Annotated in this window: 24 protein-coding genes; 21 read left to right on the plus strand and 3 right to left on the minus strand. The window is 35.1% G+C overall.

The window, feature by feature from the left end:
* Positions 1-6: 6 nt before the first annotated feature.
* Together F3I00_RS04520 and F3I00_RS04525 are read left to right on the plus strand one after the other, a co-directional pair.
* A complete protein-coding gene (locus tag F3I00_RS04520) occupies positions 7-2433 on the plus strand; it encodes a cation-translocating P-type ATPase (protein WP_159311013.1) in 2427 nt (808 codons plus the stop codon).
* Between the two features lie 80 nt (positions 2434-2513).
* Positions 2514-4205, plus strand: coding sequence for a hypothetical protein (locus tag F3I00_RS04525; protein WP_020807331.1), 1692 nt, complete (start codon positions 2514-2516; stop codon positions 4203-4205).
* A 51-nt stretch (positions 4206-4256) separates the two neighbouring features.
* Here F3I00_RS04525 and ybaK read toward each other — a convergent pair whose 3' ends face one another.
* Positions 4257-4760, minus strand: a complete 504-nt coding sequence (gene ybaK, locus F3I00_RS04530; RefSeq protein WP_020807330.1) for a Cys-tRNA(Pro) deacylase — start codon at positions 4758-4760, stop codon at positions 4257-4259.
* Positions 4761-4821: 61 nt separating this feature from the next.
* Between ybaK and prmA the strand changes: the two genes are divergently transcribed.
* The 6 genes from prmA (at position 4822) to aspS (ending at position 12312) form a co-directional block, all read left to right on the plus strand.
* Entirely contained in the window at positions 4822-5769 is a 948-nt protein-coding gene (gene prmA, locus F3I00_RS04535; protein ID WP_020807329.1) for a 50S ribosomal protein L11 methyltransferase, read from the plus strand.
* 30 nt (positions 5770-5799) lie between these two features.
* A complete protein-coding gene (locus F3I00_RS04540) occupies positions 5800-6180 on the plus strand; it encodes a hypothetical protein (RefSeq protein WP_003648989.1) in 381 nt (126 codons plus the stop codon).
* 17 nt (positions 6181-6197) lie between these two features.
* Positions 6198-8450: a bifunctional (p)ppGpp synthetase/guanosine-3',5'-bis(diphosphate) 3'-pyrophosphohydrolase gene (locus F3I00_RS04545; protein ID WP_020807328.1), complete on the plus strand. Its 2253-nt coding sequence runs from the start codon at positions 6198-6200 to the stop codon at positions 8448-8450.
* Positions 8450-8887, plus strand: a complete 438-nt coding sequence (gene dtd / locus F3I00_RS04550; protein WP_020807327.1) for a D-aminoacyl-tRNA deacylase — start codon at positions 8450-8452, stop codon at positions 8885-8887. The genes F3I00_RS04545 and dtd overlap by 1 nt, the downstream gene beginning before the upstream one ends.
* A 279-nt stretch (positions 8888-9166) precedes the next feature.
* Positions 9167-10453 (plus strand): histidine--tRNA ligase, encoded by a 1287-nt coding sequence (gene hisS / locus F3I00_RS04555; protein ID WP_020807326.1) that lies wholly within the window; start codon positions 9167-9169, stop codon positions 10451-10453.
* 5 nt (positions 10454-10458) lie between these two features.
* Positions 10459-12312, plus strand: a complete 1854-nt coding sequence (gene aspS / locus F3I00_RS04560; RefSeq protein WP_003648985.1) for an aspartate--tRNA ligase — start codon at positions 10459-10461, stop codon at positions 12310-12312.
* A gap of 178 nt (positions 12313-12490) precedes the next feature.
* Here the strand turns inward: aspS and F3I00_RS04565 are convergent, their stop codons facing one another.
* Positions 12491-13675: an aminotransferase class I/II-fold pyridoxal phosphate-dependent enzyme gene (locus F3I00_RS04565; RefSeq protein ID WP_020807325.1), complete on the minus strand. Its 1185-nt coding sequence runs from the start codon at positions 13673-13675 to the stop codon at positions 12491-12493.
* A 106-nt stretch (positions 13676-13781) separates the two neighbouring features.
* Between F3I00_RS04565 and msrB the strand changes: the two genes are divergently transcribed.
* From msrB to F3I00_RS04585, 4 genes are all read left to right on the plus strand, one after another.
* Positions 13782-14213 carry a peptide-methionine (R)-S-oxide reductase MsrB gene (gene msrB, locus F3I00_RS04570; protein WP_020807324.1) on the plus strand — a complete coding sequence of 144 codons (432 nt, stop codon included), beginning with the start codon at positions 13782-13784 and terminating at the stop codon, positions 14211-14213.
* 3 nt (positions 14214-14216) lie between these two features.
* A complete protein-coding gene (locus F3I00_RS04575; RefSeq protein ID WP_020807323.1) occupies positions 14217-14978 on the plus strand; it encodes an SGNH/GDSL hydrolase family protein in 762 nt (253 codons plus the stop codon).
* A 145-nt stretch (positions 14979-15123) separates the two neighbouring features.
* Positions 15124-15681, plus strand: coding sequence for a peptide-methionine (S)-S-oxide reductase MsrA (msrA, locus tag F3I00_RS04580; RefSeq protein WP_020807322.1), 558 nt, complete (start codon positions 15124-15126; stop codon positions 15679-15681).
* A 95-nt stretch (positions 15682-15776) separates the two neighbouring features.
* Positions 15777-16655 (plus strand): YitT family protein, encoded by an 879-nt coding sequence (locus tag F3I00_RS04585; protein WP_003647178.1) that lies wholly within the window; start codon positions 15777-15779, stop codon positions 16653-16655.
* Positions 16656-16727: 72 nt separating this feature from the next.
* Here the strand turns inward: F3I00_RS04585 and F3I00_RS04590 are convergent, their stop codons facing one another.
* Positions 16728-17570 (minus strand): pyruvate, water dikinase regulatory protein, encoded by an 843-nt coding sequence (locus F3I00_RS04590; protein ID WP_020807321.1) that lies wholly within the window; start codon positions 17568-17570, stop codon positions 16728-16730.
* Positions 17571-17721: 151 nt separating this feature from the next.
* On the opposite strand from F3I00_RS04590, the gene rpsU reads away from it, so the two are divergent.
* The 9 genes from rpsU to dnaG all read left to right on the plus strand — a co-directional run bounded on the left by rpsU (position 17722) and on the right by dnaG (position 26769).
* Positions 17722-17898 (plus strand): 30S ribosomal protein S21, encoded by a 177-nt coding sequence (gene rpsU / locus F3I00_RS04595; protein ID WP_003647180.1) that lies wholly within the window; start codon positions 17722-17724, stop codon positions 17896-17898.
* 103 nt (positions 17899-18001) lie between these two features.
* The gene (locus F3I00_RS04600; RefSeq protein ID WP_020807320.1) at positions 18002-18445 is read left to right on the plus strand and encodes a GatB/YqeY domain-containing protein; all 444 of its coding nucleotides are present in this window, start codon (positions 18002-18004) and stop codon (positions 18443-18445) included.
* An 81-nt stretch (positions 18446-18526) separates the two neighbouring features.
* Complete coding sequence (locus F3I00_RS04605) at positions 18527-19435, plus strand: PhoH family protein (protein WP_223225661.1); 909 nt, start codon at positions 18527-18529, stop codon at positions 19433-19435.
* Positions 19436-19438: 3 nt separating this feature from the next.
* Entirely contained in the window at positions 19439-19966 is a 528-nt protein-coding gene (gene ybeY, locus F3I00_RS04610; protein WP_020807319.1) for an rRNA maturation RNase YbeY, read from the plus strand.
* Between the two features lie 23 nt (positions 19967-19989).
* On the plus strand, positions 19990-20901 hold the full coding sequence (gene era, locus F3I00_RS04615) for a GTPase Era (protein WP_081275677.1): 912 nt from the start codon (positions 19990-19992) through the stop codon (positions 20899-20901).
* A complete protein-coding gene (gene recO / locus F3I00_RS04620; RefSeq protein ID WP_065169751.1) occupies positions 20902-21654 on the plus strand; it encodes a DNA repair protein RecO in 753 nt (250 codons plus the stop codon). It begins immediately after the preceding gene.
* A gap of 294 nt (positions 21655-21948) precedes the next feature.
* Positions 21949-22866 (plus strand): glycine--tRNA ligase subunit alpha, encoded by a 918-nt coding sequence (gene glyQ / locus F3I00_RS04625; protein ID WP_003648974.1) that lies wholly within the window; start codon positions 21949-21951, stop codon positions 22864-22866.
* Entirely contained in the window at positions 22859-24931 is a 2073-nt protein-coding gene (gene glyS, locus F3I00_RS04630) for a glycine--tRNA ligase subunit beta (protein ID WP_003648973.1), read from the plus strand. Before glyQ ends, glyS begins: the two co-directional genes overlap by 8 nt.
* A 23-nt stretch (positions 24932-24954) precedes the next feature.
* Positions 24955-26769 (plus strand): DNA primase, encoded by a 1815-nt coding sequence (gene dnaG, locus F3I00_RS04635; RefSeq protein WP_020807316.1) that lies wholly within the window; start codon positions 24955-24957, stop codon positions 26767-26769.
* Positions 26770-26774 lie beyond the last annotated feature (5 nt).

The following is a 26774-nucleotide window of genomic DNA, read 5'->3' on the forward strand; positions in this document are numbered from 1 at the left end:
AAATAAATGAAAGATAATTTTAAGCAACCAATTGGGTTAACGAGTGCAGAGGTTGACCAAAGAACTAAAGAAGGTAAAGTAAACCGCGCTGTTAATGATCAAGCTAAAACAGCATGGCAAATCATTAAAGAAAACACTTTTACGTATTTCAACTTAATTTTTCTAGTGTTGTCTATCTTACTAGTAATTGTTGGTGAATATAAAGACTTAACTTTCTTACCAGTAATTATTGCGAATATGATTATTGGAATTGTTCAAGAATTACGGGCAAAAAGAGTTTTAGATAAGTTGAACGTAATGAATACAACAAAGATTGCCGTAATTCGCGATGGAAAAGAAGAAGTTATTCCTATTGAACATTTAGTTTTAGGAGATGTAATTGTTCTTCAGACTGGTGATCAAATCCCGGCTGATGGTCAGGTGATTTCTGGAACATTACGTGTAAATGAAGCCTTGTTAACTGGTGAAGCAGATGAAATAGAAAAAAGCGTTGGTACAGAATTAATGTCTGGAAGTTTCGTAGTATCTGGAAAAGCATACGCCCGCCTTGAAAAAGTTGGGAAGAATTCTTATGTTTCTAAGTTAACTTTAGAAGCTAAGGCAATGAATTCAAAAGAAGGATCAGAAATGGTCCGTTCAATTAATAAGTTAATTAAATGGGTTGGGATCATTATTATTCCATGTGGAATTGCGCTGTTTATTGTAGCTAGATATGTAAACCACTTGAATTTAGCTGATAGCGTAGTATCGATGGAAGCAGCAGTAATTGGGATGATTCCAGAAGGATTATATCTATTAACAACGATTGCATTAGCTTTAGCTGCTATGCGTTTGGCTCGTTCGCAAGTAATGCTTCATGATATGAAAAGTGTAGAAACTTTAGCCAGAGTTAATGTTTTATGCGTTGATAAAACTGGGACAATTACTGAACCAAAAATGGAAGTTGAAAAAATTATCCCGGTTAATACAAATAAAGATGATTTAGCAAAAAATATTTCTGTTTTTGCTCAAAATATGCCACATGATAATGCCACGATTAAGGCAGTAGCAAACGCTTTTAACCAAAAGGCTAATATTCAAGTAAAAAAAATCATTCCCTTCACATCAGTAAATAAGTATAGTGGAACCATTGTTGGTGAAAGCACGTTACTTATGGGTGCACCGGAGTTTGTATTACGTGGTCAATTTAAAGATTATGAAAAAGAAATCAATAAGTATACTAGTCAAGGCTATCGTGTTTTAGCTTTTGCAAAATATCCGGAAGCTTTAGAAGATGAAAAGCAGAAACTCTCTAAAGAAGTTGATTTACTCGGTTATATTTTGATTTCTAATCCCATTCGAAAAGAAGCTAGAAATACCTTTAAGTACTTTGAACGTCAAGGAGTAAATGTCAAAGTTATTTCAGGAGATAATCCTTTAACAGTAGCTAGAGTAGCTAAGCAGGCTGGAATTAAAGATGCTGATAAACTAATTGATGCTACTGAAATTGGTGAAGGTGACTACGAAGAAGTTGTCAGAAAATATAATGTTTTTGGTCGGGTAAAACCAGATCAAAAGAAGAAGTTGATCAAAGCACTTCAAAAAAATGGTAATACAGTTGCTATGACTGGCGACGGTGTCAATGATATTTTGGCAATGAAGAGTGCAGATTGTTCAATTGCAATGGCATCAGGAAATAGTGCAGCTGTTCAGGCGTCTCAAGTAGTATTGCTTGATTCTGACTTTGCGAGAATGCCAAAGGTTGTTGATGAAGGTAGAAAAGTAGTTAATAATATTGAAAGATCAGCTAGTTTATTCTTAGTTAAAAATATTTTTTCATTCTTGATGGCTATCTTTTCTCTAGCATTCGCAATGTCGTATCCATTAAGACCAGCACAGATTGCCTTAATCTCGGCGTTTACGATTGGGCTTCCTTCATTTTTACTTGCTCTTGAAAACAACTACAACCGTATTCGCGGAAAATTTATCCCGAATGTTTTATCCCGTGCAATTCCAGGTGGAATTACGGATATGCTCGCTGTGTCGATCTTGGTAGTTGCTGATATGGTTTTAGCTTTAGGACGACAAGAAGTGGCAACAACTGCTACGATGCTTTTAGTGGCTGTGGGGATGATGGTTCTGTACCATATTTCAAGACCTTTGAATAAATTTAGATGGACTGTGTTAGGTGGTTCCTTTTTAGCTTTAGTCTTGGCAGTTATTTTCTTCCATAATTTGTTTGCTCTTTCTCGTATTTCAGCAACAGCGGTATTCTTACTGCTAGTGTTGTTCTTTGCAGAAATTACGATTTTCAGATTCTTAAGTAAATTTGCGGACGGAGTAAGGGAAGTCTTAGTTGTTTATGACCAAAAAGGAAAAGATTTAACTTTAAATGACATCAAGCAGGCATATCGTAAGGGAAGAAACTTGGTAAATATGCCGATAGGAAAATGAAATTTAAAATAAGTATAATCTTTTAGCTAGTTGAATGATACAATTAAAAAGTCAAATAACTAGGTTATCAGAGGTTAAAAATGAAAAATAGTGATATAAAAAAATATAAGAGTAAAGTAATAGATTATCTTATCCCGATAATTTTAAGTTTAGTAATTGCAACTATCTTGATTTGGACGATATTGAGCACTCGATCAGGTCTTACTTTAGATGATACTGCTTTTCATTTTCATCGTTTTTATGATACAAATCAGCAAATTAAAAACCATAATTTTTCTTATTTTCAGATGAACTATGGAATGGGTGAAAGTGGTCGAATAGTTAATGCACTTTATGGTCCATTTTTTGCCTACATAATGGGATTTTTATTGCTATTTTGTAGTTCTTGGCTTCGCTTTCAAGTTGTAATAACTTATCTGATTTTTCTAGTTGGTGGTTTAGGAGTATATCATTTAAGTCGAAAGGTAAAGATGACAAGGACTGTTTCCTCAGTAATTACTGCTTTATTTTTGACAACAGGTTATATTGCTTACTGGTTACGGTCCAACGCTTTTAATTCTTGGGGTGCAGTTTTAATACCCTTTGTTTTAATTCAAGGAATTAATCTTTTAAATAATTATAAGAAGAGATTTAGCTGGATCAGTTTAGGCGTCGTGATGGCAATCGTGGCACAGGTTCACTTATTGAGCACATTCTTTTCTATCTTAGCCTTAATTCCTTTCTTTATTTATGGGTTAATTCTAAGTGAAAACAAACGTCAGATGTGGTTTGATGTCTTTAAGGCTGTGATGTTATTTGTTGTTTTAACAGCAAATGTGTGGGGAGCATTTTTGCTCCTTTATCCGACAAACCAAATGGCATCTCCAATTGATTTTTCACCCGTTCTTACTTCTGTCAATCTTTCACTTGCTGGTACAAGTACTATGTGGACGTCGATTACAGAAGTCACATTATTGCTATTTATTGTACAAATAATTTATGTAGCATTTAACTTTAAGTCTTCAAGAATCAATACTTTTGTTACTCTCGAAGGATTAGTATTCTTTTATTTAAGTTCTAATTTATTCCCGTGGCAGTTTGTTAAAGACAATTTTCCAGCTGTAACTGGATATTTACAATTTCCAAATCGATTTACTGTTGTAGCTTATCCTTTATTGTTTGTTGGGGTAGGTTTAACAATTACAGAACTAATTAAAAAACACGGCAAAAAGCTTGGCTTGCTAGCTAGTGGTTTGGCTATAGTAATAGTTCTATTTAATGTCAGAGCTGATTTTAATGAAATTAATAATAATATTTCTTATAATAAGGGAATCACTAATAGTTCAAGAGAGATGCAAGAGAAGGGGCTAGAAGCATATATTAATAAAATTGATATTAATACTCCTGATTATCTTCCCGTCCAGAAAAAAATTAAATCTGCTGATGTTACAGGAATGCTAATGAACATGGCACCACAAAGAAAAAACTTTAGTAAAAAAGTTTTATCAGGGGGACGACTTGAAATTAAGTGGAATGGAAAAACCGCTAAGTCAACTACGCTTCCAGTTTTTATTTACCATCAGTCTGAACTAACAGTAAATGGCAAAAAGGTAAATCCAAAACTCAATAAGATCGGAATGCCAATTGTTAAATCGAAACAAGGTCAAAATACTGCAATTCTTTCATTTAAGACACCAACATGGTTTACAATTCTGCTTTACATTTCAATTCTTGGTTGGGTAGTAATGTTGATTTATGGCGTGTTTAGATTAGTTAAAATAGTTAAAAAATAATGCAAAAAAACTTCCTTAAACTAGAAATTCTAGTCTGAGGAAGTTTTTTTACTACTCTAATAAATCAACAAAAGTTGCTTCAGTAACTTTTTGTAAATCCTCTGGATTAATCATAATACTGCGTCCAACTTCACCGCTTGAAACAGCAATTTGATCATGTTCTTTCATACTGCTGTCGAGATAAATTGGAAAATGATGTTTTTGATAAATTCCAATTGGTGTATTTGCACCGTGAACATAACCAGTTGTTGCAACTAGCTTCTTAAGAGGAAGCAATTCGCACTTTTTATTGTCAGAAGCTTTAGCGAGTTTTTTCATACTCAAATGCTCAGTAACGGGTACTACGCCAACTATTGGGCTATTTTTATTTCCTTCGCATACTAAGGTTTTGTAGACCAAAGCCTCTTCATCGTCTAAAATGGAAGTATCCATTTGTTTAACATCACCCTTTTGTATGGTGTTAAATGATAGTTGTTTATATGGAATTTTTTGTTGGTCGAGCATTTTTTCGACTAACGTCTTATTAAGTTTTTTCTTTTTATTTTTTTTCGACATTTTTCTCACCTTTTAATATCATAAACGTGGGAAATTAACATGTCAAAAGGGGACAAGATTAGTGAAATTATTAGCAGTAAAAGTTGAATGTAGTCATGAGTTGGAAGATGGATTAAGCTTTTTCATGCAAGATGAACTAGATGCACAAGGAATTGAAAGTCGTAAGCGAAGCGATTTTATTGCTGAGGGTCAAAAACATGATAGTAGCTTGGTTGAACTTGATGATATTGAAAATTTACCAAAGGATTTAGAGTTAACAGCATATTTTGATTATGAAAGTGCTGATAAAAAAGATCTAATTAAAAAGATTATGGATAAAATTGCGGAGATGAAGAGCTATGGCTTAGATACTGGCGAAGTTTCAATTAGCACTAAAGAAGTGGCAGATGAAGATTGGAATACAGCTTGGCAGAAATATTATCACGTAATTGATTTTTCTCGTCATCTGGCTATTGTTCCTGAATGGGAAGATTACCACCCAGCTTTTAGCGACCAAAAATTGATTCGTCTAGATCCAGGTCTAGCTTTTGGAACGGGTGGTCATACTACAACTCAACTTGTTTTGCTTGCAATGGAGCGAGCACTAGTCAAACCAATGTCGGTTTTGGATGTTGGAACTGGATCAGGCATTTTAGCCATTGCAGCTAGTAAATTAGGGGCAAACCATGTTTTAGGAACCGATATTTCTGATGAAGCAGTAACTGCCGCAAAAGAAAATATTGCGTTAAATGATGTCGATAATATTGATGTACGCAAGGCTAACCTATTAAAAGATATTGATGATAAATATGATTTGATTGTGGCCAATATTTTAGCCGATATTTTGTTAGAATTAATTCCGGACTTAGATAGTCATTTGAATAAAGAAGGAAAGGTTATTTTCTCAGGAATTGATTATTTACAACTGCCAAAGATTGAAAAATCACTTGCAGAAAATGGTTTTGAAATTAAGATGAAAATGCAAGAAGGACGCTGGATTGGTCTATTAATCGCTAGAAAACCAGACTAAAAATATATTAAAAGAAAAGGTAAGCAAAAAATGAAGAAAAATAGTGAAGAAAAGAAAAATTTTAATTTTAAGGCTTGGTGGAGTAAAATAAATGAAAAATCATTTATGCCACTAGTTTGGTTAACTTTGTTAGGAGTAATTGTCTGGATTATTTGTCCATTAGTCCATTTAAGCCGTGTTTGGCGAATTGGATTAGTATTCTTTATTTTTAATAGTTATTTAAGTTACCAAATTGGCCGCATTATGCAAATTAGAAAATTGAGCTATTGGTGGTTGCTTTTATTCCCAGTAGTGTTTGCAATCGCTGTTTTAATTCATTTTGCAAAATACAATTTTCTACTTTGCCTAGTATATTTAAGTTTTGAGTTGTTTGGACTCTGGCATGATGATTTTTACAAAGAAAAGAAATAAAGAATAGGTGATGCTTTATGTCAAAATATCGTGAGATGACTCATGAAGAAGTTCTTGCAGAATGCAAGAAATATATGAATGATGAACACTTAGCTTTTGTTGAATCGGCATATAAATTTGCTAAGAATGCTCATGAAGGTCAGTTTCGAGTTTCTGGACAACCCTATATAATTCACCCAACTCAAGTTGCGGGAACTTTAGCTACTTTACGTTTAGATCCCGATACGGTAGCAGCTGGTTATCTTCATGATACTGTAGAGGATACGCCGGTAACTAATGATGATATTAAGGAAAAGTTTGGAAAAGATGTCGCTTTTATTGTTGACGGTGTAACAAAGTTAAGCAAGATTCAATATAAGTCGAAGAGTCACGAAGAATATCTAGCAGATAATCACCGTAAAATGCTAATCGCAATGGCTAAAGATTTACGAGTAATTATGGTTAAGCTTGCTGACCGTTTGCACAATATGCACACTTTAGACCATTTACGTCCTGACAAGCAGAGAAGGATTGCTGATGAAACGCTAGACATTTATGCACCACTTGCAGACCGGTTAGGTATCGGAACTATTAAGTGGGAACTCGAAGACATGAGTTTGCACTATTTGAATCCTCAGCAATACTACCGAATTGTTAACTTGATGCAGTCTAAGCGAAGTGAGCGGGAAGGATACATTGCTGATGCAATTAAAACTTTAAAGCAAACGCTTGATAGCTTAGGAATTGAGTATGAGATTTATGGACGCCCTAAGCATATTTATTCTATCTACAAGAAGATGGTTAATAAGCACAAAGACTTTAGCGAAATTTATGATTTACTAGCAGTTCGTGTAATTGTGAAGTCTGTTCGTGATTGTTACGCCGTTTTAGGTGCTGTTCATACTAAATGGAAGCCAATGCCCGGCCGTTTTAAAGACTATATTGCTGTTCCAAAAGTTAACGGATACCAATCGTTACATACAACAATTATTGGACCTGGCGGCAAGCCACTTGAAATTCAGATTAGAACTGAAGCGATGCACCAGGTTGCTGAATACGGTGTTGCTGCACACTGGGCATATAAAGAAGGCGTTAAGGGCGAAGTTGAGCAAACTGATGCAAATAAGAAGCTTAACATGTTCCAAGAAATTCTTGAACTTCAAAATGAAACAAAAGACTCGCATGAATTTATGAAGAGTGTTAAGACTGATATCTTTTCAGATCGTGTTTATGTCTTTACTCCTAAAGGTGACGTTTATGAACTTCCAAAAGGCTCAGTACCATTAGATTTTGCATATATGGTTCACTCAGAAGTTGGTGCTCATTCAGTTGGTGCTAGAATTAATGGCAAGATTGTTCCATTGGACTATAAACTTAAAAATGGTGACGTAGTTGAAATGCTCACTCAGACTTCAGCTCGTCCATCCCGTGATTGGGTTAACTTAGTCAAGACTTCAAGAGCAAGAAATAAGATTAAGCGTTTCTTCAAGGCTGAAGATCGCGAGGAAAATATTGAAAAAGGTCAGAACTTTATTGAACAAGAATTACTTAACCGTGATTTAGCTCCAAAAGAGTTCATGGATAAAGAACACATTCAAAAGGTAATTGGTCATTTTAATTATCATAATGAAGAAGAAATGTTTGCAGCCGTTGGGTATGGAGAAATTTCTGCAGCTACTGTTGCTAATCGATTAACTGAAGACCTACGTAAGAAGGCTGAAGATGAAAAGCAGCGGCAACTTGAAGAAAAGATTATGAATGCTGGCCAACAAAGTTCAACTGAAGAAGATGATAGTTCTGATGCACCAGCTGATATTATGCGTGTTAAGCATAATAATGGCGTAATGGTCCAAGGTGTTTCTGACTTAATGCTTCACTTAGCTAAATGCTGTAATCCAGTTCCAGGAGATCCGATTATTGGCTACGTAACTAAGGGACGCGGGGTAACAATTCACCGTGCTGATTGTCCTAATATTACTGAAGAAGCTAAGAAACAAGGGCGATTAATCGATGTGGCTTGGGAAAACATTGCTAAAGATAAAGATAAAGAAAACTATAATGCAGATATTGAGATTTATGGTTTCAATCGTTCCCGTCTTTTAAGTGATGTAATCAATGCTTTAAATTCAAAGACAAAGAATATTGTTAATATTTCTGGAAAAGTAGATAGTAACAACATGGCACATATTTATGCTACTGTGTCAGTTAGAGATGCAGCACACCTAGAAGATATCCTGAGCCGGATGCGTGATGTGCCAAATGTTTATGAAGCAAAGAGGTCAATTAATTAATGCGTGTTGTTGTTCAAAGAGTGAATAAAGCCCAAGTTACCATTGATAATGAAGTTGTGGGTAAAATTAAACGTGGCTTTCTTCTGTTAGTTGGGTTACGTGAAGGCGATAAGCTAGATCAGGTAAAAAAGGCTGCTGATAAAATTGCTAAAATGCGTATTTTTGAAGATGAAGATGGAAAAACTAACTTGTCTTTAAAAGATGTTAATGGAGAAATTTTAAGCGTTAGTCAATTCACCCTGCTAGCTAATACTAAAAAAGGTAATCGTCCAAGTTTTGTAGAGGCAATGCGACCTCCTAAGTCAAAGGATCTTTGGGAAAATTTTAATAAAGAATTAGAAAATAGAGGCTTTCATGTTGAAACCGGCGAATTTGGAGCTGATATGCAGGTTAGTCTTGAGAATGATGGCCCATTTACAATTGTGCTAGATATTTAATTCTTTAAGTAAAGGCTTACAAAGGTTGACTTTACTGGCTGAAAAATATAAGCTAAAAAGGAATTATCGATGACAAAGAATGTAGATTAGCATGATCTATCTCAGAGACCGCTCGTTTGGTGAGAGAGCGGATAGGTTGCGATCTGTGACACCTTTAACAGATAATAGTTCGTTTCGCGAGCGTTAATCGCAGCAAGCAAAAGGTGGTACCGTGCTAATTTATTGCGCCCTTGATTAAGTTCAAGGGCGTTTTTTATTAATATATTAAAGGATGATTAAATGAAAGTTCAAAGACCAAAAGGTACAGTCGATATTTTGCCAGCAGATTCTGGTTCATGGGAAAAAGTTGAAACAATTGCAAGAAATTTCTTCAAACGTGCAAATTATCGTGAAATTCGGACACCAAGTTTTGAAAATTATGAAGTCTTTTCTCGTTCATCTGGTGAAAGTTCAGATGTTGTAGAAAAGGAAATGTATGACTTTAACGATAAAGGTGGTCGTCATATTGCACTTCGTCCTGAAGGAACAGCTGGTGTGGTTAGGGCATATGTTGAAAATAAATTATATGGTCCTGATGTAGTAAAGCCATTTAATGTTTACTATATTGACAATACTTTTAGATATGAAAGACCTCAAGCAGGTCGTCAACGTGAATTTCACCAAATTGGTGTTGAAAGCTTTGGCTCAAATAGTCCTCTAGCTGATGTTGAAACTATCATGATGGGGCACGATTTATTAGCTGAGTTAGGCGTTAAGAATTATGAATTGCACATTAATACTTTAGGTAATGCGCAAGTACGTAAAGATTATCATGATGCTTTAGTAAATTACTTCACGCCTCTTAAAGATCAACTTTCAGAGGATTCACAAAGACGTTTGTCTATGAACCCACTTCGTATTCTTGATTCAAAGGCTGATGAAGATAAGCAATTTTTACCTGACGCTCCAAGAATCGTTGATTACTTAGATGAAGACTCTAAGAAGAATTTTGAAACTATTACTGATATGCTTGAACAATTAGGCATTAATTATGTATTAGATGACGATTTAGTACGTGGACTTGATTACTATACTGGTGTAATCTTTGAATTTATGGTTGAAGATAAGAACTTATGGGAATCAGCAACCACAATTTTGGGTGGTGGACGCTACAACCACTTGGTAGAAGAATTTGACGGTCCAGAAACTCCAGCCGTTGGTTTTGGTATTGGAGAAGAGAGATTAATGCTTGTTCTTAAGGAACAAAATCCAGCTTTATTTAAAGATGAAGGTATTGATTTCTTCATCACTAATATTGGCGAAGGAACAGAAATGAAGGCTGTTGAAATTGCGCGTTCTCTTCGTAAGCAAGGCTTTAAAGCTCAATATGATGTTGATCAAAAGAAATTAAAACAACAATTTAGAAAAGCAGATCGTGTGCATGCCAAATTTGTAATTACCTTGGGTGCTAAAGAGCTTGAAAATGGCGTACTTAACATTAAACGTTTAGCTGATGGTAAGACTTTAGACTTAAGCTTAGAAGATCTAAATGATATGAAATCTGTAATGGAAAAGATAGAGGATTAAAAATTATGATGAATATGGAAAAAAGAACGGACTATGCTGGCAATATAACTAGCAAATACGAAGGACAAGAAGTAACCCTTTATGGTTGGGTACAACGCGTTCGTAACTTAGGTAACTTGGTATTTATTGACCTTCGTGACCGCGAAGGTATTGTTCAAGTTGTTGTTAACAAAGATTCTGGTAAAGAATTAATGGATATTGCGGATTCTCTTAACAACGAAGACGTAATTGAAGTTAAAGGTAAGGTTGTTAAACGCTCTAGCGTAAACCCGGATATGAAGACTGGTGAAGTTGAAGTTGATGCAACTGAAATTGATATTTTAAATAAGTCAAAGGTACCACCTTTTGAAATCAAAGATGATATTAATGCAGCCGAACAAACTAGATTGAAGTACCGCTACCTTGATCTTCGTCGTCCAACTTTGCAAAAGGCAATTATGCTTCGTTCAAAGATTTTAAAAGCAACTCACGAATATTTTGATGAACATGGTTTTATTGATATTGAAACTCCAATTTTAGGTAAGTCTTCTCCAGAAGGTGCTCGTGACTACCTTGTTCCGTCAAGAATTTACCCAGGTAGCTTTTATGCACTTCCTCAATCACCACAATTATTCAAGCAATTGTTAATGGGTGCAGGTTTTGATAAATATTACCAATTAGCACGCTGTTTCCGTGACGAAGATTTGCGTGGTGATCGTCAACCTGAATTTACCCAAATTGATATGGAAACATCATTTACTGATGAAAAACAAGTTCAAGACTATACTGAAGGTCTTTTGAAGAAGATCATGAAAGATGTAATGGGAATTGACTTGAAGACACCAATCAAGCGTATTACTTGGAATGAAGCAATGAATAAGTATGGCTCTGATAAGCCTGATACTCGTTACGAAATGTTTATTCATGACTTAAGTCCAATTTTCAAAGATTCTGACTTCAAGGTCTTCTCTGGTGCAATTGCTGATGGTGGCTACGTGAAGGGGATTGCTGTTAAGAATGGTGCTAAACAATATTCACGTAAGAAGATTGAAGAAAAGCAAGATTATATCAAACGTTACCATGCTAAAGGTTTGGCATGGGTTAAATATGAAGATGGTGAATTCTCAGGTCCTGTTTCTCGCTTCTTAACTGATGAAAATAAAGAAGCTTTGAAGAAAGAATTTGACCTTGAAGGTGGCGAATTAGTAGTATTCGTTGCTGATAAGTGGAAGGTTGTAACTGATTCTCTTGACCATTTACGTCGTGAATTCGCTAAAGAAACTGGAATTATTCCAGAAAATGTTTACGACTTTGTTTGGGTTGTTGATTGGCCACTATTTGAATATGACGAAGGTTTGGGTCGCTGGATTGCTGCTCACCACCCATTTACTATGCCAGATGATGAAGGAATTAAGTTGCTTGATACTGATCCACATAAGGCTCATGCTCGTTCATACGATATTGTTATGAATGGTGACGAAATGGGTGGTGGATCAATTCGTATCCACAAACGTTCAATTCAAGAAAAGATGTTCAAGGCACTTGGATTTACTAAGAAGCGTGCTTATGAACAATTTGGCTACTTACTTGATGCATTGGACATGGGATTCCCACCACATGCCGGTCTTGCAATTGGATTAGACAGATTTGCAATGATGTTAGCTCAAAAGGACAACATTCGTGACGTAACTGCCTTTCCAAAGAATGCTTCTGCTTCAGAGCCAATGATGCATGCTCCAGCACCTGTTGCTGATCAACAATTAGATGACATTGGTATTAAGGTAGAAGACAAGTATGAAGACAGCGTGAAGGAAATTGAAGCACGTCTTGAAAAGGAAGCTCAAGAAGACGCTGATAAGAATTCAACTTGGGATGAATAAAAAATTAGCTTAATAAATAAGAGTAAGGATTATTTTTGAGAGATGGTCCTTACTCTTTTTTTATTGGCTGAAACTAGATAATATTAAACTAGAAGATTGTTGAATATTAAAAATCATAATGTATAAAAAAGCACTGATAAGCTCAATTCAAGCTATCAGTGCTTTGTTTTTGTATAAGTTAAATATTTTCAACAAATTTTGCAATTCGTTTTAATGCTTCTTTTAATTGCTCAGTTGAAGAAGCATAAGACATTCTAACGTATCCTTGACCGCCATCACCGAAGTAGCGACCGGGAGTTACACCAACTTTTGCCTTGGTAGCTAGTTCATTTGCAAATGCCTCATCATCAGTACCAAAGGCATCTGGAATTTTAGCAAAAATGTAGAAAGCTCCTTGTGGGGTGGACATTTCAAAACCTAATTTTTCTAATCCAGCTTTCATGAATTTGAGTCGATCCTCGTAAATTTTTCTGGATTCAAGTGGATCAGCTTGGCCATTGTTTAGGGCTTCAATTGCTGCTGCTTGTACATTATCGGTAACTGAAGTGACTAAGAAAGCATTCACCTTTTGAATTGTTTTCATAATATCTGCGGGAGCAGCAATATATCCTAATCTCCATCCCGTCATTGCGTAGGCCTTTGACAAGCCAGAAATTAAAATATTTCTTTCAGGAATATATTGTGATAGAGAATGATGAACATTATTGTCATAAACTAATTCTCCATAAATTTCGTCAGTTACAGAAAATAAATGATATTTAGTAATAATTTCTGCTAGTGCCTTTAAAGTTTTTTCTGGATATACTCGCCCGGTAGGGTTTGATGGATCAGTTAAGATAATTGCCTTGGCACCTTTACCTTCATTTTGTAAAACTGTTTCAAGGTGTTCAGGAGTAAGAATAAAACCATCTTTTGAAGTATCCATTTGAACTGGGATAGCACCGGTTAATTTAATCAATTGGAAGTAAAGTGCCCAAACAGGAGTAGGGACTAAAATTTTGTCTCCTGGATTTAAAATTGACATAAATACATCATTTAAAGCGCCTGTCGCACCAACAGTTACACAAATTTCTGTTGCTGGCTCGTATTTTACATTAAGGCTACGGTTAAGGTATTTGCTAATTGCATCTTGCAATTCTGGTTTACCAGCTTGTGGAGCATAATGAGAGTCATTTGCTTTAATATCAGCAATTGCTGCTTCTTTAACATGATCTGGTGTATTTAAATCTGGCTCGCCAATTGTTAATTTAATAATTCCAGGAATTTGAGAGGCCTTTGCATCAAAAGCTCTTATTTTTGAAGGTCCTAAAGAATTTAGTCGTGTATTTTTCGTAAGTGATAAGTCATTTGCTAATTTTTGCATAATATAAATCCCTCCGTTAGTATTATAGATTATTGTATAGAAACAAAAATCATGAAACAACAATTTTCTATTAAAATTTGATATGTTTAAACAAGAAGGTGAGAAAATGTTTAATAAAGAAGAAGCACTGAAGAAATTAAACTCAGAGCAATATGAAGTTACTCAGCATGCTGCGACTGAATATCCTTTTACTGGAAAGTATGATAAATTTAACCAAAAAGGAATTTATGTTGATGTGGTATCTGGTGAGCCATTATTTTCTAGTGAAGACAAATACGATGCTGGTTGTGGTTGGCCAAGTTTTACTAAACCAATTGAAAAACTTGTTTATCATCGAGATCAATCGCATGGAATGGAACGAACCGAAGTAAAAAGTCCAATAGCTGACTCACATTTAGGGCACGTGTTTACAGATGGGCCTGTTGATCAAGGAGGCTTAAGATATTGTATTAATTCTGCTGCGTTAAAGTTCATTCCTTATGATAAGCTAGAGGAGGAAGGTTATAAAAATTATCAGAAGTTATTCAAAGGACGATAGAAAATGAATTTTGAAGAAGAACTTTATAACTTAGATGTACCTGAAGAACATATTCCTGAATTATTGAAATTCGGCAAGGATAATCCTGAATTTTTAACTAAGGTAATTAAAGCAGAAGGAAACGCTAAAAAATATAGTGTTGCCCAAACTAAGATGGAACCAAGTGATCTGATTAATAACCAAATTGCGTTTCTAGGAAGTTCAGTAACATATGGTGCTGGTGCTTTAGGTGAATCATTTGTTGACTATTTAAGTAAAAAAGACAATATTTGTGCTTTTAAGGATGCTGTTTCGGGAACAACGCTAGTTGATAATGACTCTAATTCATACATTAGTAGAATCGGAAGATTGCCAGTTTTAGAAAAGTTGACAGCATTTGTCTTGCAACTTTCAACTAATGATGCAATTAAAGGAAAAGAAGATCTAGGCGAAATCGCTACAGATGATAATTTTGATACACAGACAGTAACGGGTGCAATTGAATATATTTTAAATTATGTAAAGAAGAACTGGAATTGTCCTGTTTTGATTTTTAGTAATCCAAAATTTGATTCAGAATTCTATGGTCAGATGGTTGAAAGAGTTAAGGAATTACAAAATAAGTGGAATTTTAATTTTCTTAATTTGTGGGATGATGATTCTTTTAACTACAATGAAAAAGATAGAGAACTTTATATGCTTGATCCGATCCACCCAACGCGTGCAGGATATAAGTTAAGCTGGTTGCCGGTAATTGAAGAAGAGCTATTAAAGATAAAAAAATAGTAAAAATCAAGTAGATACTTTAAGCTAAGTAGTGAATTGATTATGAACTAAATAATTAATTCGCTATTTTTATATATAAAGCTATAACGAAAAAATAGTGAAAATAATCCAGAATTATTCAAATTTAGAAAGAAGTGCTAATAAAATGAAAGTAGCTAAAAACCTTGATAACACTAAAGAATTGCACTATGATACGGCTATCTTTGCCGGTGGATGTTTCTGGTGCATGGTTGAACCTTTTGACACTTACCCAGGCATCATTAGTGTTGTTTCTGGCTATACTGGTGGTCATGTTAAGAATCCAAGTTATGAAGAAGTTTGTACTGGGACAACAGGACACGTTGAGGCCGTAAAAATAACCTTTGATCCTAAAATTATTTCTTATCAAAAACTAGTTAATATTTATTGGCAAGTGACTGACCCAACTGATGCAATGGGACAGTTTCAGGATCGTGGTAGTCAATATCAACCGATAATTTTTTATAATTCTCCGCAGCAAAAGAAAATTGCCGAAGAATCTAAAAAACAACTTGAGGATTCGCACAAGTTTGATCAGCAAATTGTGACAAAAATTGAACCTGCTGAGCCTTTTTATCCTGCAGAAGAATATCATCAAGATTTTTATAAAAAAGACCCTTTGCGCTATCAAATTGAAGAAGCTGGTGGCAGATCACAATTTATTGAAAAGCACTGGAAAAAATAATAGCTAAATAGGCACTAGAATTAGCTTTATTTTTTAATAATGATTGTTAGAATAGATAGTGCAAAATATTATTTGATATAAAAAGGAAAATCAAGATGAGTCAATTAGAAAAGCTGTCTCGTAGACACTATCTAATTTCGAAATTATCTGCTGCCTTTCTTTATGCTTTGGCGGTTGCGGTTGCCCTGAACTTTTTCTGGGGACCTGGTAAGATTTACGCCTCTGGTATTACGGGATTTGCGCAGATTATTCAATCAGTGTCAGAACGATTCATGCCATTTACCTTATCGACCTCAGTGATGTACTTTGTTTTAAACATTCCGCTTTTTATCTTGGGATGGTGTAAAATAGGACATCGCTTTACAATTTTTACTATTATTGCCGTGTTACTTGGATCGATTATGATGCGAGTAATTGCTCCAATCAAGATTACTTACGATCCAATCATTTGTGCTTTATTTGGTGGCGTAATTAATGGTGTTGGAACAGGAATCGCCTTGAAATCAGGAATTTCTACAGGTGGTTTAGACGTTTTAGGCATTATTTTAAGAAAAAAGACTGGTAAAAGTTTCGGTCAAATTAACATTTTCTTTAATCTGATCATTGTTATCTGTGCTGGTTTTGTTTTTGGCTGGACGAGAGCTTTATATACGGCTTTGAACATTTTTGTTAATGGTAGAGTGATTGACGCTGTTTATACGCAACATCAAAAAATGCAAGTCTTTATCGTTACCGAACACCCGAAACATATTATTGAAGGAATTCAACGCAAGATGCACCGCGGTATTACAATCTTTCATGATGTTGAAGGTGCATATAGTCATACGGAAAAAACTGTTTTAATGACAATTATTGATCGTTATGATATGTTTGATATTTATAATATTGTTATTCAATCTGATCCTTATGCATTTATGAGCGTAAGCGAAGTTGATAAAGTATATGGACGCTTCAAGGAGCAGAAACCAGTTTAATAGCGTAAGTAAAAAAGGCTTAATCTACATAAGTTGTAGGTTAAGCCTTTTGAAATACATTCATAAAACTAATTATTTAGCATAGTCATCGATGCCGAGGTGTTCCATAATTAAAGCAGCTGTCTCTTCAATTGAACGGTGTGCAACATTAATTACGTAACAACCAAGTTTCTTATAAAGCTTATTAGCAGCGTCAAGTTCGGCATTGATAGAATCCATATTTGAGTAAGTTGTATCAGGATTTAAGCCGTAAGCAATCATTCTTTGGCGTCTAATTTCATTTAAGACAGATGGGTCATTAGTTAAGCCAATAATCTTTTTAGGATCAACTTTATAAATTTCATCTGGAATATGAGTTTGAGGGACAAGAGGTAAGTTAGCTACTTTCAAATTCTTGTTTGCTAAGAATAATGAGAGAGGGGTCTTCGAAGTTCTTGAAACTCCAAGCAAAACAACGTCTGCTTCTAAGAATCCTTTAGGATCTTTTCCATCATCATACATTACGGCAAATTCCATTGCAGAAATTCTGTCGAAATAGTTTTGTCCCATGTGGTGAACAGCACCGATTTCGTGTTTTGGTTCTTCACCGGTTAAGGAGTGAATGTTTTCAATTACACCTGAAAGTAAGTCTACATACTTCATATTATGTTCACGTGCGAATTTGATTGCGGCTAATTGTTCATCTTCGTGAATTAATGTAAACGCAATTAATACGTTTTCAAATTCTGTGATTTCGTCGAAAACTTTTTCTAGTTTTTCACGATTAGTAATAAATGGATAGCGACGGTAATTAAACTTCACATCTGGATATTGAACAGCACCAGCTTGCACCATGTTAAACGCAGTATCTCCAACAGAGTCAGAGATAATAATTAAGTTAACGATTTTTTGATTTTCTTTCTTTTCTTCAGTCATATATCTTCACCTCATTGTTTACCTAAATTATACCAAAATAAGTTAGAAAAATGTTAATCGACTATTGACCGACTTTTCTCGTTTAGCTATAATTTAACTATATTGTTGTGGCACATATTTGTGTGCCAAGAAATGGAAGGAGGGATCTCACATGGCTAAGACAATCGTTCACGAAAACGAGTCTATTGATGATGCTCTTCGTCGTTTCAAACGTTCCGTTTCTAGAAGTGGTACCTTGCAAGAATACCGCAAGCGTGAATTCTACGAAAAACCAAGCGTTAAGAGAAAGTTAAAATCCGAAGCTGCTCGTAAGCGTAGACATTATTAATATAAAGAAAGCTCTTGATAGAAATTCGCTCTATCAAGAGCTTTTTTTGTATAAAAAGTTTAAAATAGACTTTGTAAGTTTTGATTAAAGAGGAGAAAAATAAATGTCACTAAATGATACTTTAATGCAAGATATGAAATCAGCTATGAAGGCTAAAAATAAGGAAGCTTTAACAACTATTCGCTCACTTAAGGCTGCAGTAATGAATTATAAGATTAAAGTGGGACATGACCTAACTAGCGATGATGAATTAACAGTTTTGTCTAGTGCACTTAAGCAACGTAAAGAATCTTTAGAAGAATTTACTAAGGCAGGTAGAGACGATTTAATTGCTCAAACTAAAAAAGAAATGCAACTAATTGAAAAATATATGCCAAAACAAATGTCTAAAGAAGAGCTTGAACAAACAGTTGAGGAGACAATTAAAGAAGTCGGCGCAAGTTCTAAGAAAGACTTCGGTAAAGTTATGCAAGCTTTAATGCCAAAAATCAAAGGTAAGGCTGATGGCAAAGCCGCTTCTTCAATTGTTGGTAAGAAGCTTAACTAATCAATTGATATAATGGAGGTTCAATTTTAAGTGGGACAAACTATAGAAGCAACATTTACACCAACTAAACCTGAAACAATTATGAACTTAGTTGGGATTAACGATGCAAATTTGCGTTTAATTGAAGAATCTTACGATGTACAAGTTACTGATACTGGTAGTGAGATTGAAGTAACTGGGGAAGAAAGCCTTGTTAAGAAAATTATGCAAATTTTTACTGCTTTAGATAAGGTTGTTACCCGAGGAGTTACTATTACTGCAACTGATGTCGTAAGCGCAATTAAAATGGCCGACAAAGGAACTTTGGAGTTCTTTGGTGAGTTATACAATAAGATTTTAATTAGGGATGCTAAGGGACGCCCGGTTCGAGTTAAGAACATGGGGCAAAAGCGCTATATCGAAGCTATTCAAAAATATGACGTTGTTTTTGGAATTGGACCGGCTGGTACAGGGAAAACTTTTTTAGCAGTAGTTATGGCAATTGCGGCCTTTAAGAAAGGTGAGGTATCACGCATAATTCTAACCAGACCAGCTGTTGAAGCAGGAGAATCACTGGGATTTCTACCTGGAGATTTGAAGGAAAAAGTTGACCCATATTTAAGACCAATTTATGATTCTTTATATGCAATTTTAGGAGTTGAAACGACTAATCGGTTGATGGAGCGAGGAGTGATTGAAGTTGCACCTCTTGCTTATATGCGTGGTAGAACCTTAGATGATGCTTTTGTAATTCTGGATGAAGCACAAAACACGACTCAAGCTCAAATGAAGATGTTTTTAACTAGATTAGGTTTTAATTCTAAGATGGTTGTCAATGGTGACCAAACTCAAATTGACTTACCAGGAAAGGCAAAGAGTGGGTTATTGCAAGCTGAACATATACTTGCAAATATTGAACAAGTAAAATTCATTAATTTTACCTTCAATGATGTTGTTCGTCACCCAGTAGTAGCTAAAATTGTTAGAGCTTATGAAAAAGAAGGACACTAAAATTTGAATAACTTAGATATTTCTTTCAATGATGAAGTTAATTTCTTAGATAATGACGATAAAGATTGGATCCCTTGGATTACCAATCTGCTTTTGTCGGCCAAAAAAGAAATTAATAAGGAAAATGCTCAAGAAATGAGTATTAATTTTGTTTCTTCCGAAAAAATTCACGAAATCAATAAAAAATATCGTGGAAAAGATCGATCAACCGATGTGATTTCTTTTGCAATTGAAGATGGATTAGACGAAGACTTTATGTCTGCTTTTAATGATGATCCTGATTTTGTTGAAGATATTGGAGATCTATTTCTTTGTCCAGAAGTAATAAAAAGACATAGTGTCGAGTATGAAACTGGATTTAATCGTGAGTTTGGATATACACTAGTTCATGGATACTTGCATTTAAATGGTTTTGATCATATTGAAGATGATGAAGCTAAAGTAATGTTTGGTATCCAAGGCAAAGTTTTACGTGAATATGGGCTTCCGCTTCATCCGGATCAGGAAAATCACGGAAAGCAAATTCACTAAGACTTAAATAAAAGGATGTAACAATGATGGATGAAAAAAAGGACTATAAATCAGGCTTTGTAGCTTTAATTGGTAGACCCAATGTTGGTAAGTCGACACTTTTAAACTTTTTGGTAGGTCAAAAAGTAGCGATTATGTCACCACAGCCACAAACAACTAGAAGCAAAATATCTGGTATTTATACTGATGATCAAGAGCAAATTGTGTTTATCGATACTCCTGGGATTCATAAGCCTAAAAACAAGTTAGATGACTTTATGGATAAGTCGAGTTACTCGGCTTTAGATGAAGTAGACGTTGTTTTATTTATGGTTGAACCTGAACCAGCAGGTAAGGGAGACCAATATATTGCTGAACTTCTTAAGAAAATTAAAAAACCTGTACTTTTAGTGATAAATAAGATTGATAAAGTCCACCCAGATAAGTTATTATCTATTATAGATTCGTACAAGAATCTAGGCGATTTTGCTGAAATTGTTCCAATTTCTGCTTCTCAAGGAAATAATGTTTCCGAATTGATTAAAACAATTGCCAAGTATCTGCCAGAAGGTCCGCAATTTTATGATGCAGACCAATTGACTGATCGTCCAGAATATTTTATTGTGGCTGAATTAATTCGCGAGCAAGTTTTGAAGCTCACTCATGAAGAAGTCCCACATGCAACGGCCGTGGTAGTTGACCGAATGCGGGATCATGAAGGTGGTAAGCTTCAAATTGAGGCTACAATTTATGTTGAACGTCCAGGTCAAAAGGGCATTATAATTGGTAAAAAGGGTCAAATGCTGAAGCAGATTGGAATTGCTGCACGTCAAGAAATTGAAGCTTTATTAGGCGAAAAAGTTAATTTACGTCTATGGGTTAAGGTTCAAAAGAATTGGCGTTCTGATCCTGCCTTCCTTAAATCTATTGGATACAATGCCAAGGAATTAAGATAGATGGTACGTGAACTTTGTGAGGTTCAAGGATTAATTTTTAAAAGAAAAAAATATAAAGAAGCTGATGTTCTAGCCAAGATCATGACGAAAGATCATGGTATTTTTACAATAGATGTTAGAGGAGCACTGAGACCAAAGTCCAGATTAGGAGCTGCAACCCTTAACTTCTCTTATGGAAAATATATTGTAAATACAAATTGGAAGGGAATCAGTACGCTGCGAACTTTTAAGGATGTAAAGCAGTTAGACCAATTATATTTAGATTTAACTAAGAATGCGTATTCGAGTTATGTTTTAGACTTGCTTGACCATGCTTTTGTTGAATATAAGGATATTGGGAGCTTTTATGATTTGATTATGAAAGCGTTGCTGAAGATAAATTCTGGAGAAGATGCGGCAGTCATTACCCAAATGGTGCAATTGAAGTTGCTTAATGCATATGGAGTAGCACCGCAGTTAGATCGATGTTTAATTTGCGGGAAGGTGCAAGGCACGTTTGACTATTCGTTGGAATTAGGTGGAATTATTTGTAGTGATCACTTTAATAGTGTCAGTCAAAGGATGCATCTAGATCCTAAAGTAGTTGCTTTGATACGGACTCTAGCTTTAGTTGATATTGATCGTTTAGGAAAAGTAAAAATTAATCCGCAATTAAAAAAGAATTCTGGCAAGGTTATTGATCGGATGTATGCTAACTATTTAGATCTTAACTTGAAAACTAAAAAGTTTCTTGATGAATTGGCGCTTTTTTAGCTGTTGACTTTTTATATTCGTTTAAAGACTAGTGAGGTTTCTTACTAGTCTTTTTTTATAAAAGATGATAAAATATAAACGTATTTTGACAACTATAAAGGAATAGAAAAGTACCAAGACAGCGAGTGCAGAATGGTGGAAGTGCATTTGGGAAAAGGCACCTTTTAGTCAAAGTTGTTAATTAAGGGCAGGAAGAATATTTTCCTGAATTAGGGTGGAACCGCGAAGTAAATCGTCCCTATGCAATTTTTGCATAGGCTTTTTTTATGCCTATGTTGTGAGGAGAGAGTATAGATGTCAGAAAAACTGAATATCCAGAATATGATTTTTAAATTGGAACAGTTCTGGGCCTCTAAAGGTTGTATGATTATGCCTTCATATGATGAGCAAAAAGGTGCCGGGACAATGAGTCCATATACATTTTTACGTGCTGTTGGGCCAGAACCTTGGGCAGCTTGTTATGTTGAGCCTTCAAGAAGACCTGCTGATGGTCGATATGGTGATAACCCTAACCGTTTATACCAACACCATCAATTCCAAGTTGTTATTAAGCCTGCACCAAAAGACATTCAACAATATTACTTAGATAGTTTAAGAGTTTTAGGAATCGAACCTCTTGAGCATGATATTAGATTCGTTGAAGATAACTGGGCAAATCCATCTATGGGTTGTGCCGGTGTTGGTTGGGAAGTATGGCTTGATGGAATGGAAGTTTCTCAATTTACTTACTTCCAAGTTGTTGGCGAACTTGATGTAAAACCAACAATGAGTGAGATTACATATGGTGTTGAACGCCTTGCTTCTTATATTCAAGATGTCAATTCAGTCTTTGACCTTGAATGGGGTGATGGCGTCAAGTATCGTGATATTTTCAAGCAACCAGAATATGAACATTCTAAGTATGCCTTTGAAGAAAGCGACCAAGACCAGTTGCTTAAGTTCTTTGATATTTATGAAGCAACCGCTAAACGTTTGTTGAGTCAAAACTTGATTCACCCAGCTTACGATTATATTTTGAAGTGTAGCCATACATTTAACTTGCTTGATGCACGTGGTGCTGTTTCAGTTACTGAGAGAGCAGGTTACTTATCAAGAATTAGAAACTTGGCTCACCTTGCTGCGAAGGGATTTGTTGAAGAACGTGAAAAGCGTGGCTTCCCATTATTGAAACACCAAGAAGAAACTAAGAAAGCGGGGCAAAACAATGACTAAAGATTATTTATTTGAAATTGGTACTGAAGAAATGCCAGCTCACGTTGTTTCTAGAAGTGTTAAGCAATTAGCTGATCGTACTAAAAAGTATCTTAAGGAAAATGGCCTTTCTTTTAAAGACATTAAGACTTATTCAACTCCACGTCGCTTGACTATTTTGGTTGAAGACTTGGCTGAAAAGCAAGATGATATTGATGAAGTAAAAAAAGGTCCTGCTAAGAAAATTGCTCAAGATAAAGATGGCAATTGGACGAAAGCTGCTCAAGGTTTTGCTCGTGGTCAAGGGATGACGACTGACGATATTTACTTTGAAGAGCTTAAAGGAACTGAATATGCTTATGTTCATGTTCAAAAAGAAGGTAAAAAAGCTTCTGACATTTTAATGGGCATGAGCGATATCATTAAAGCCATGACTTTCCCAACTAAAATGCGTTGGGACAGCAATGATTTTGAGTTTGTACGTCCAATTCATTGGATGGTTTCTTTACTTGGTAGTGAAGTTGTACCAGTTAAATTGCTTGACGTAGTTGCTGGTCGCAAAACTCAAGGCCACCGCTTTTTAGGTGATAGCGTTGTACTTGCAAATGCAGATGATTATGAAGAAGCATTGAAGAGCCAATATGTGATTGCCGATGCTGATGAACGTAAGGGCATGATTCTTAATCAAATTCAAGAATTAGTTGCTCAGCATAACTGGAAAGTAAACATTGATAAGGGATTACTTGAAGAAGTTACCAACTTAGTTGAATATCCAACTGTTTTTGCTGGTTCTTTTGATGAAAAGTACTTGAATATCCCAGATGAAGTTTTAATTACTTCAATGAAAGATAATCAAAGATACTTTGAAGTTTATGATGAAAATGGCAAGTTGATTAATCACTTTATTGCTGTTAGAAATGGTAACAGTGAATACTTAGATAACGTAATTGCCGGTAATGAAAAAGTTCTTGTTGCACGTTTAGATGATGCTCAATTCTTCTATGACGAAGATAAGAAATACCCATTGGCGCACTTTGTTGACAAGCTTAAGAATGTTTCTTTCCACGACAAGATTGGTTCTGTTGCTGAACATATGGCACGTGTCCAAATTATTGGTGACTACCTTGGTAAGAAATTCAATATTTCAGAAACTGAAATGAAGGATTTTGATCGAGTTAGTGATATTTACAAATTTGACCTTGTTACCTCAATGGTTGGTGAATTTGCCGAATTACAAGGTGTAATGGGAATGCATTATGCTCGTTTAACGGGTGAAGATGAAAATGTTAGTGTAGCAATTAAAGAAAGCTACATGCCAACAAGTGCTGAAGGAGATTTGCCAAGTACAACTGTGGGTTCTCTTCTTTCAATTGCTGATAAATTAGATACAATTATTTCATTCTTCGGTGCAGGCATGATCCCTTCATCATCTAATGACCCATATGCTTTAAGAAGAAACGCTTACGGAATTGTAAGAATTTTGTTGAACGAAGGTTGGTCACTTCCTGTCAAAGATGTTTTACCAGAATTAATTCAATTATTGTCTGGTAAAACTGCAGCTAAATTACCTAAGGATGCTGAAGCTGAGAATGAAATTGCTGACTTTATCCGTGACCGTGTAAAGCAACAATTGCAAGTTGAAAAGTATGATTACGATGTTATCGATGCGGTACTTGCATCTAGCCAACAAGATCCAATTCAAATTTTAGCAGCAGCTAAGACTTTACAAATGCACCACGATGATGCTGACTTTAAGCCAGTAGTTGAAAGTTTGACTAGAATTACTAACATTTTGAAGAAGGCAAAATATAGAAATGCTGCTAAAGTTGATGAAAGTCTTTTCCAAGATGTAAGTGAAGAAGAACTAAACGCTGGTGTAAATGCACTAGAAGAAAATACTGATTTGAGTATTGCCGATCTATACAAAGGTTTTGTTGAATTACAACCTGTAATTAACAATTACTTTGAAAGTAATATGATTCTTGATAAGGACGAAAAAGTAAAGAATAATCGTTTGGCACAATTATTAAAGGTTAATAACTTGGCTGATCGAATGGGTGACTTAAGTAAATTAGTAATTAAATAATAGTTGATTGGGATGATCCATTGATGGCAGGACGTATTCCTGAACAATTTATCGATGAAGTTCGCAATTCTGTCGATATTGTTGATGTAATAAGTCAATATGTTTCTTTAGAAAAAAAGGGTAAAGACTATCTAGGACTTTGTCCCTTCCACCAAGAAAAAACGCCATCTTTTACTGTTAGTGAAGGTAAGCAGTTTTTTAAGTGCTTTGGATGCGGCAAAGGCGGAAATGTATTTAAGTTTTTAATGTATCAGGATCATCTTACTTTTCCTGAAAGTGTTAAAAAGGTGGCTGAATTGGCGCATCTTCAGATGCCAGAAGGTTACGGAGAAGCGGCCAAGCCACTTAGTCCATTAAAGAAGATGTATCGGCAGGCAACGGAATTTTACCAACATATTCTGCTAACTACTAAAGTTGGTGAAAGAGCGCTTAAATATGCCAGAAAGCGTGAATTAACCGATGACTTGCTAAAGCATTTTAAGGTAGGGTATGCACCAGATAGTGATAATATTCTCCTTACTTATCTAAAACAGAAAGATTACACTGATGATGATCTAAGAGAAAGTGGGTTATTTGTTGAATCGCAAGATGGTCAATTGTTTGACCGCTTTCGTGATCGTTTGATGTTTCCTTTAGGGGATGAATCAGGCTATACAGTTGGTTTTTCTGGTCGAAGAATTAGCAATGATAAAACTATTGCTAAATATATGAATAGTCCAGAAACTGAGATTTTTAATAAATCTAAACTGTTATTTCATTTTGCTGAAGCAAAAAAAGCAGCTAGAAGTGAAAAACATTTGATTCTTTATGAAGGCTACATGGATGTTATTGCTGCTTATAAAGCTGGCATTCAGTCTGGTGTAGCTTCAATGGGAACCAGTTTAACGACCGAGCAAGTTTATATGCTAAGGCGAATTACACCTAATATTTTGGTTAACTATGATGGAGATCCACCTGGTATTCATGCTGCTGAACGTGCAACAAAATTATTTGGGCAAGTTCAAGGCTTTAATTTAGGAATAATTGTTTTACCAGAAAATCTTGATCCAGATGAATATGTAAAAAAATATGGAAAAGAAAAGTATCGTGCAGAAGTTGCAGGTGCTCTTAGTTCAACAGATTTTTTACTTGAAAGATTAGCAAATCAGTATAATTTGCATAATGATCGAGAAAAACTAGCTTATATAACAGCAGCTGTCCAAATGATTGCAGGATTAAATGATCCTGTAGCTGCTGATTTGTATCTTGATAAATTGGCACGTCAAACTGGCGTAACTCGTGAATCTCTTAAAGTGACTTTTGTACGTGAGAGACGAAAATTACAAAGAGCTAGAAATCATCAGCAAGCTTATCAAGCATCTACATTAATGGAGAATGTAAGTGAATCAGCAGAGCCTAAAGAGGCTCAAGCAGGAACTGATAGTGAAACTAGAAATCCAGCTTTAGATCGCTTACTGTACCTATTTATACATAGTGATGAAGCAAGAGATTACCTTTTAAGTCAGCAGTTTTTATTCCCGGATGAGCGTTATGCAAAATTAGCAGAATTTTGGCTAAAATATCATCAAACCCATGATGAAGCAGAAGTGAAGGGTTTTATTGATTTTATTCCTGAGGAACTTCAAGGTATAATTATTAATATGGAAATGATTCCGATGCCTCCTGATTATTCTAAACGTGAGTTAGATGATCAATTAAGGGCATTGGAAAAGAGCAAGATTGATGAGCAATTAAACGACTTGCTTAGTCAATTAAAGGAAGCTCAAAGAAAACAAGATAATAGTTTGGAGCTTGAAATAGCGCAAAAAGTAATTGCGTTAAGAAGAAAGAAGTTTTAGAGGGG

The sequence above is a fragment of the Lactobacillus sp. JM1 genome, assembly GCF_009834385.1.
Taxonomy (GTDB): domain Bacteria; phylum Bacillota; class Bacilli; order Lactobacillales; family Lactobacillaceae; genus Lactobacillus; species Lactobacillus paragasseri.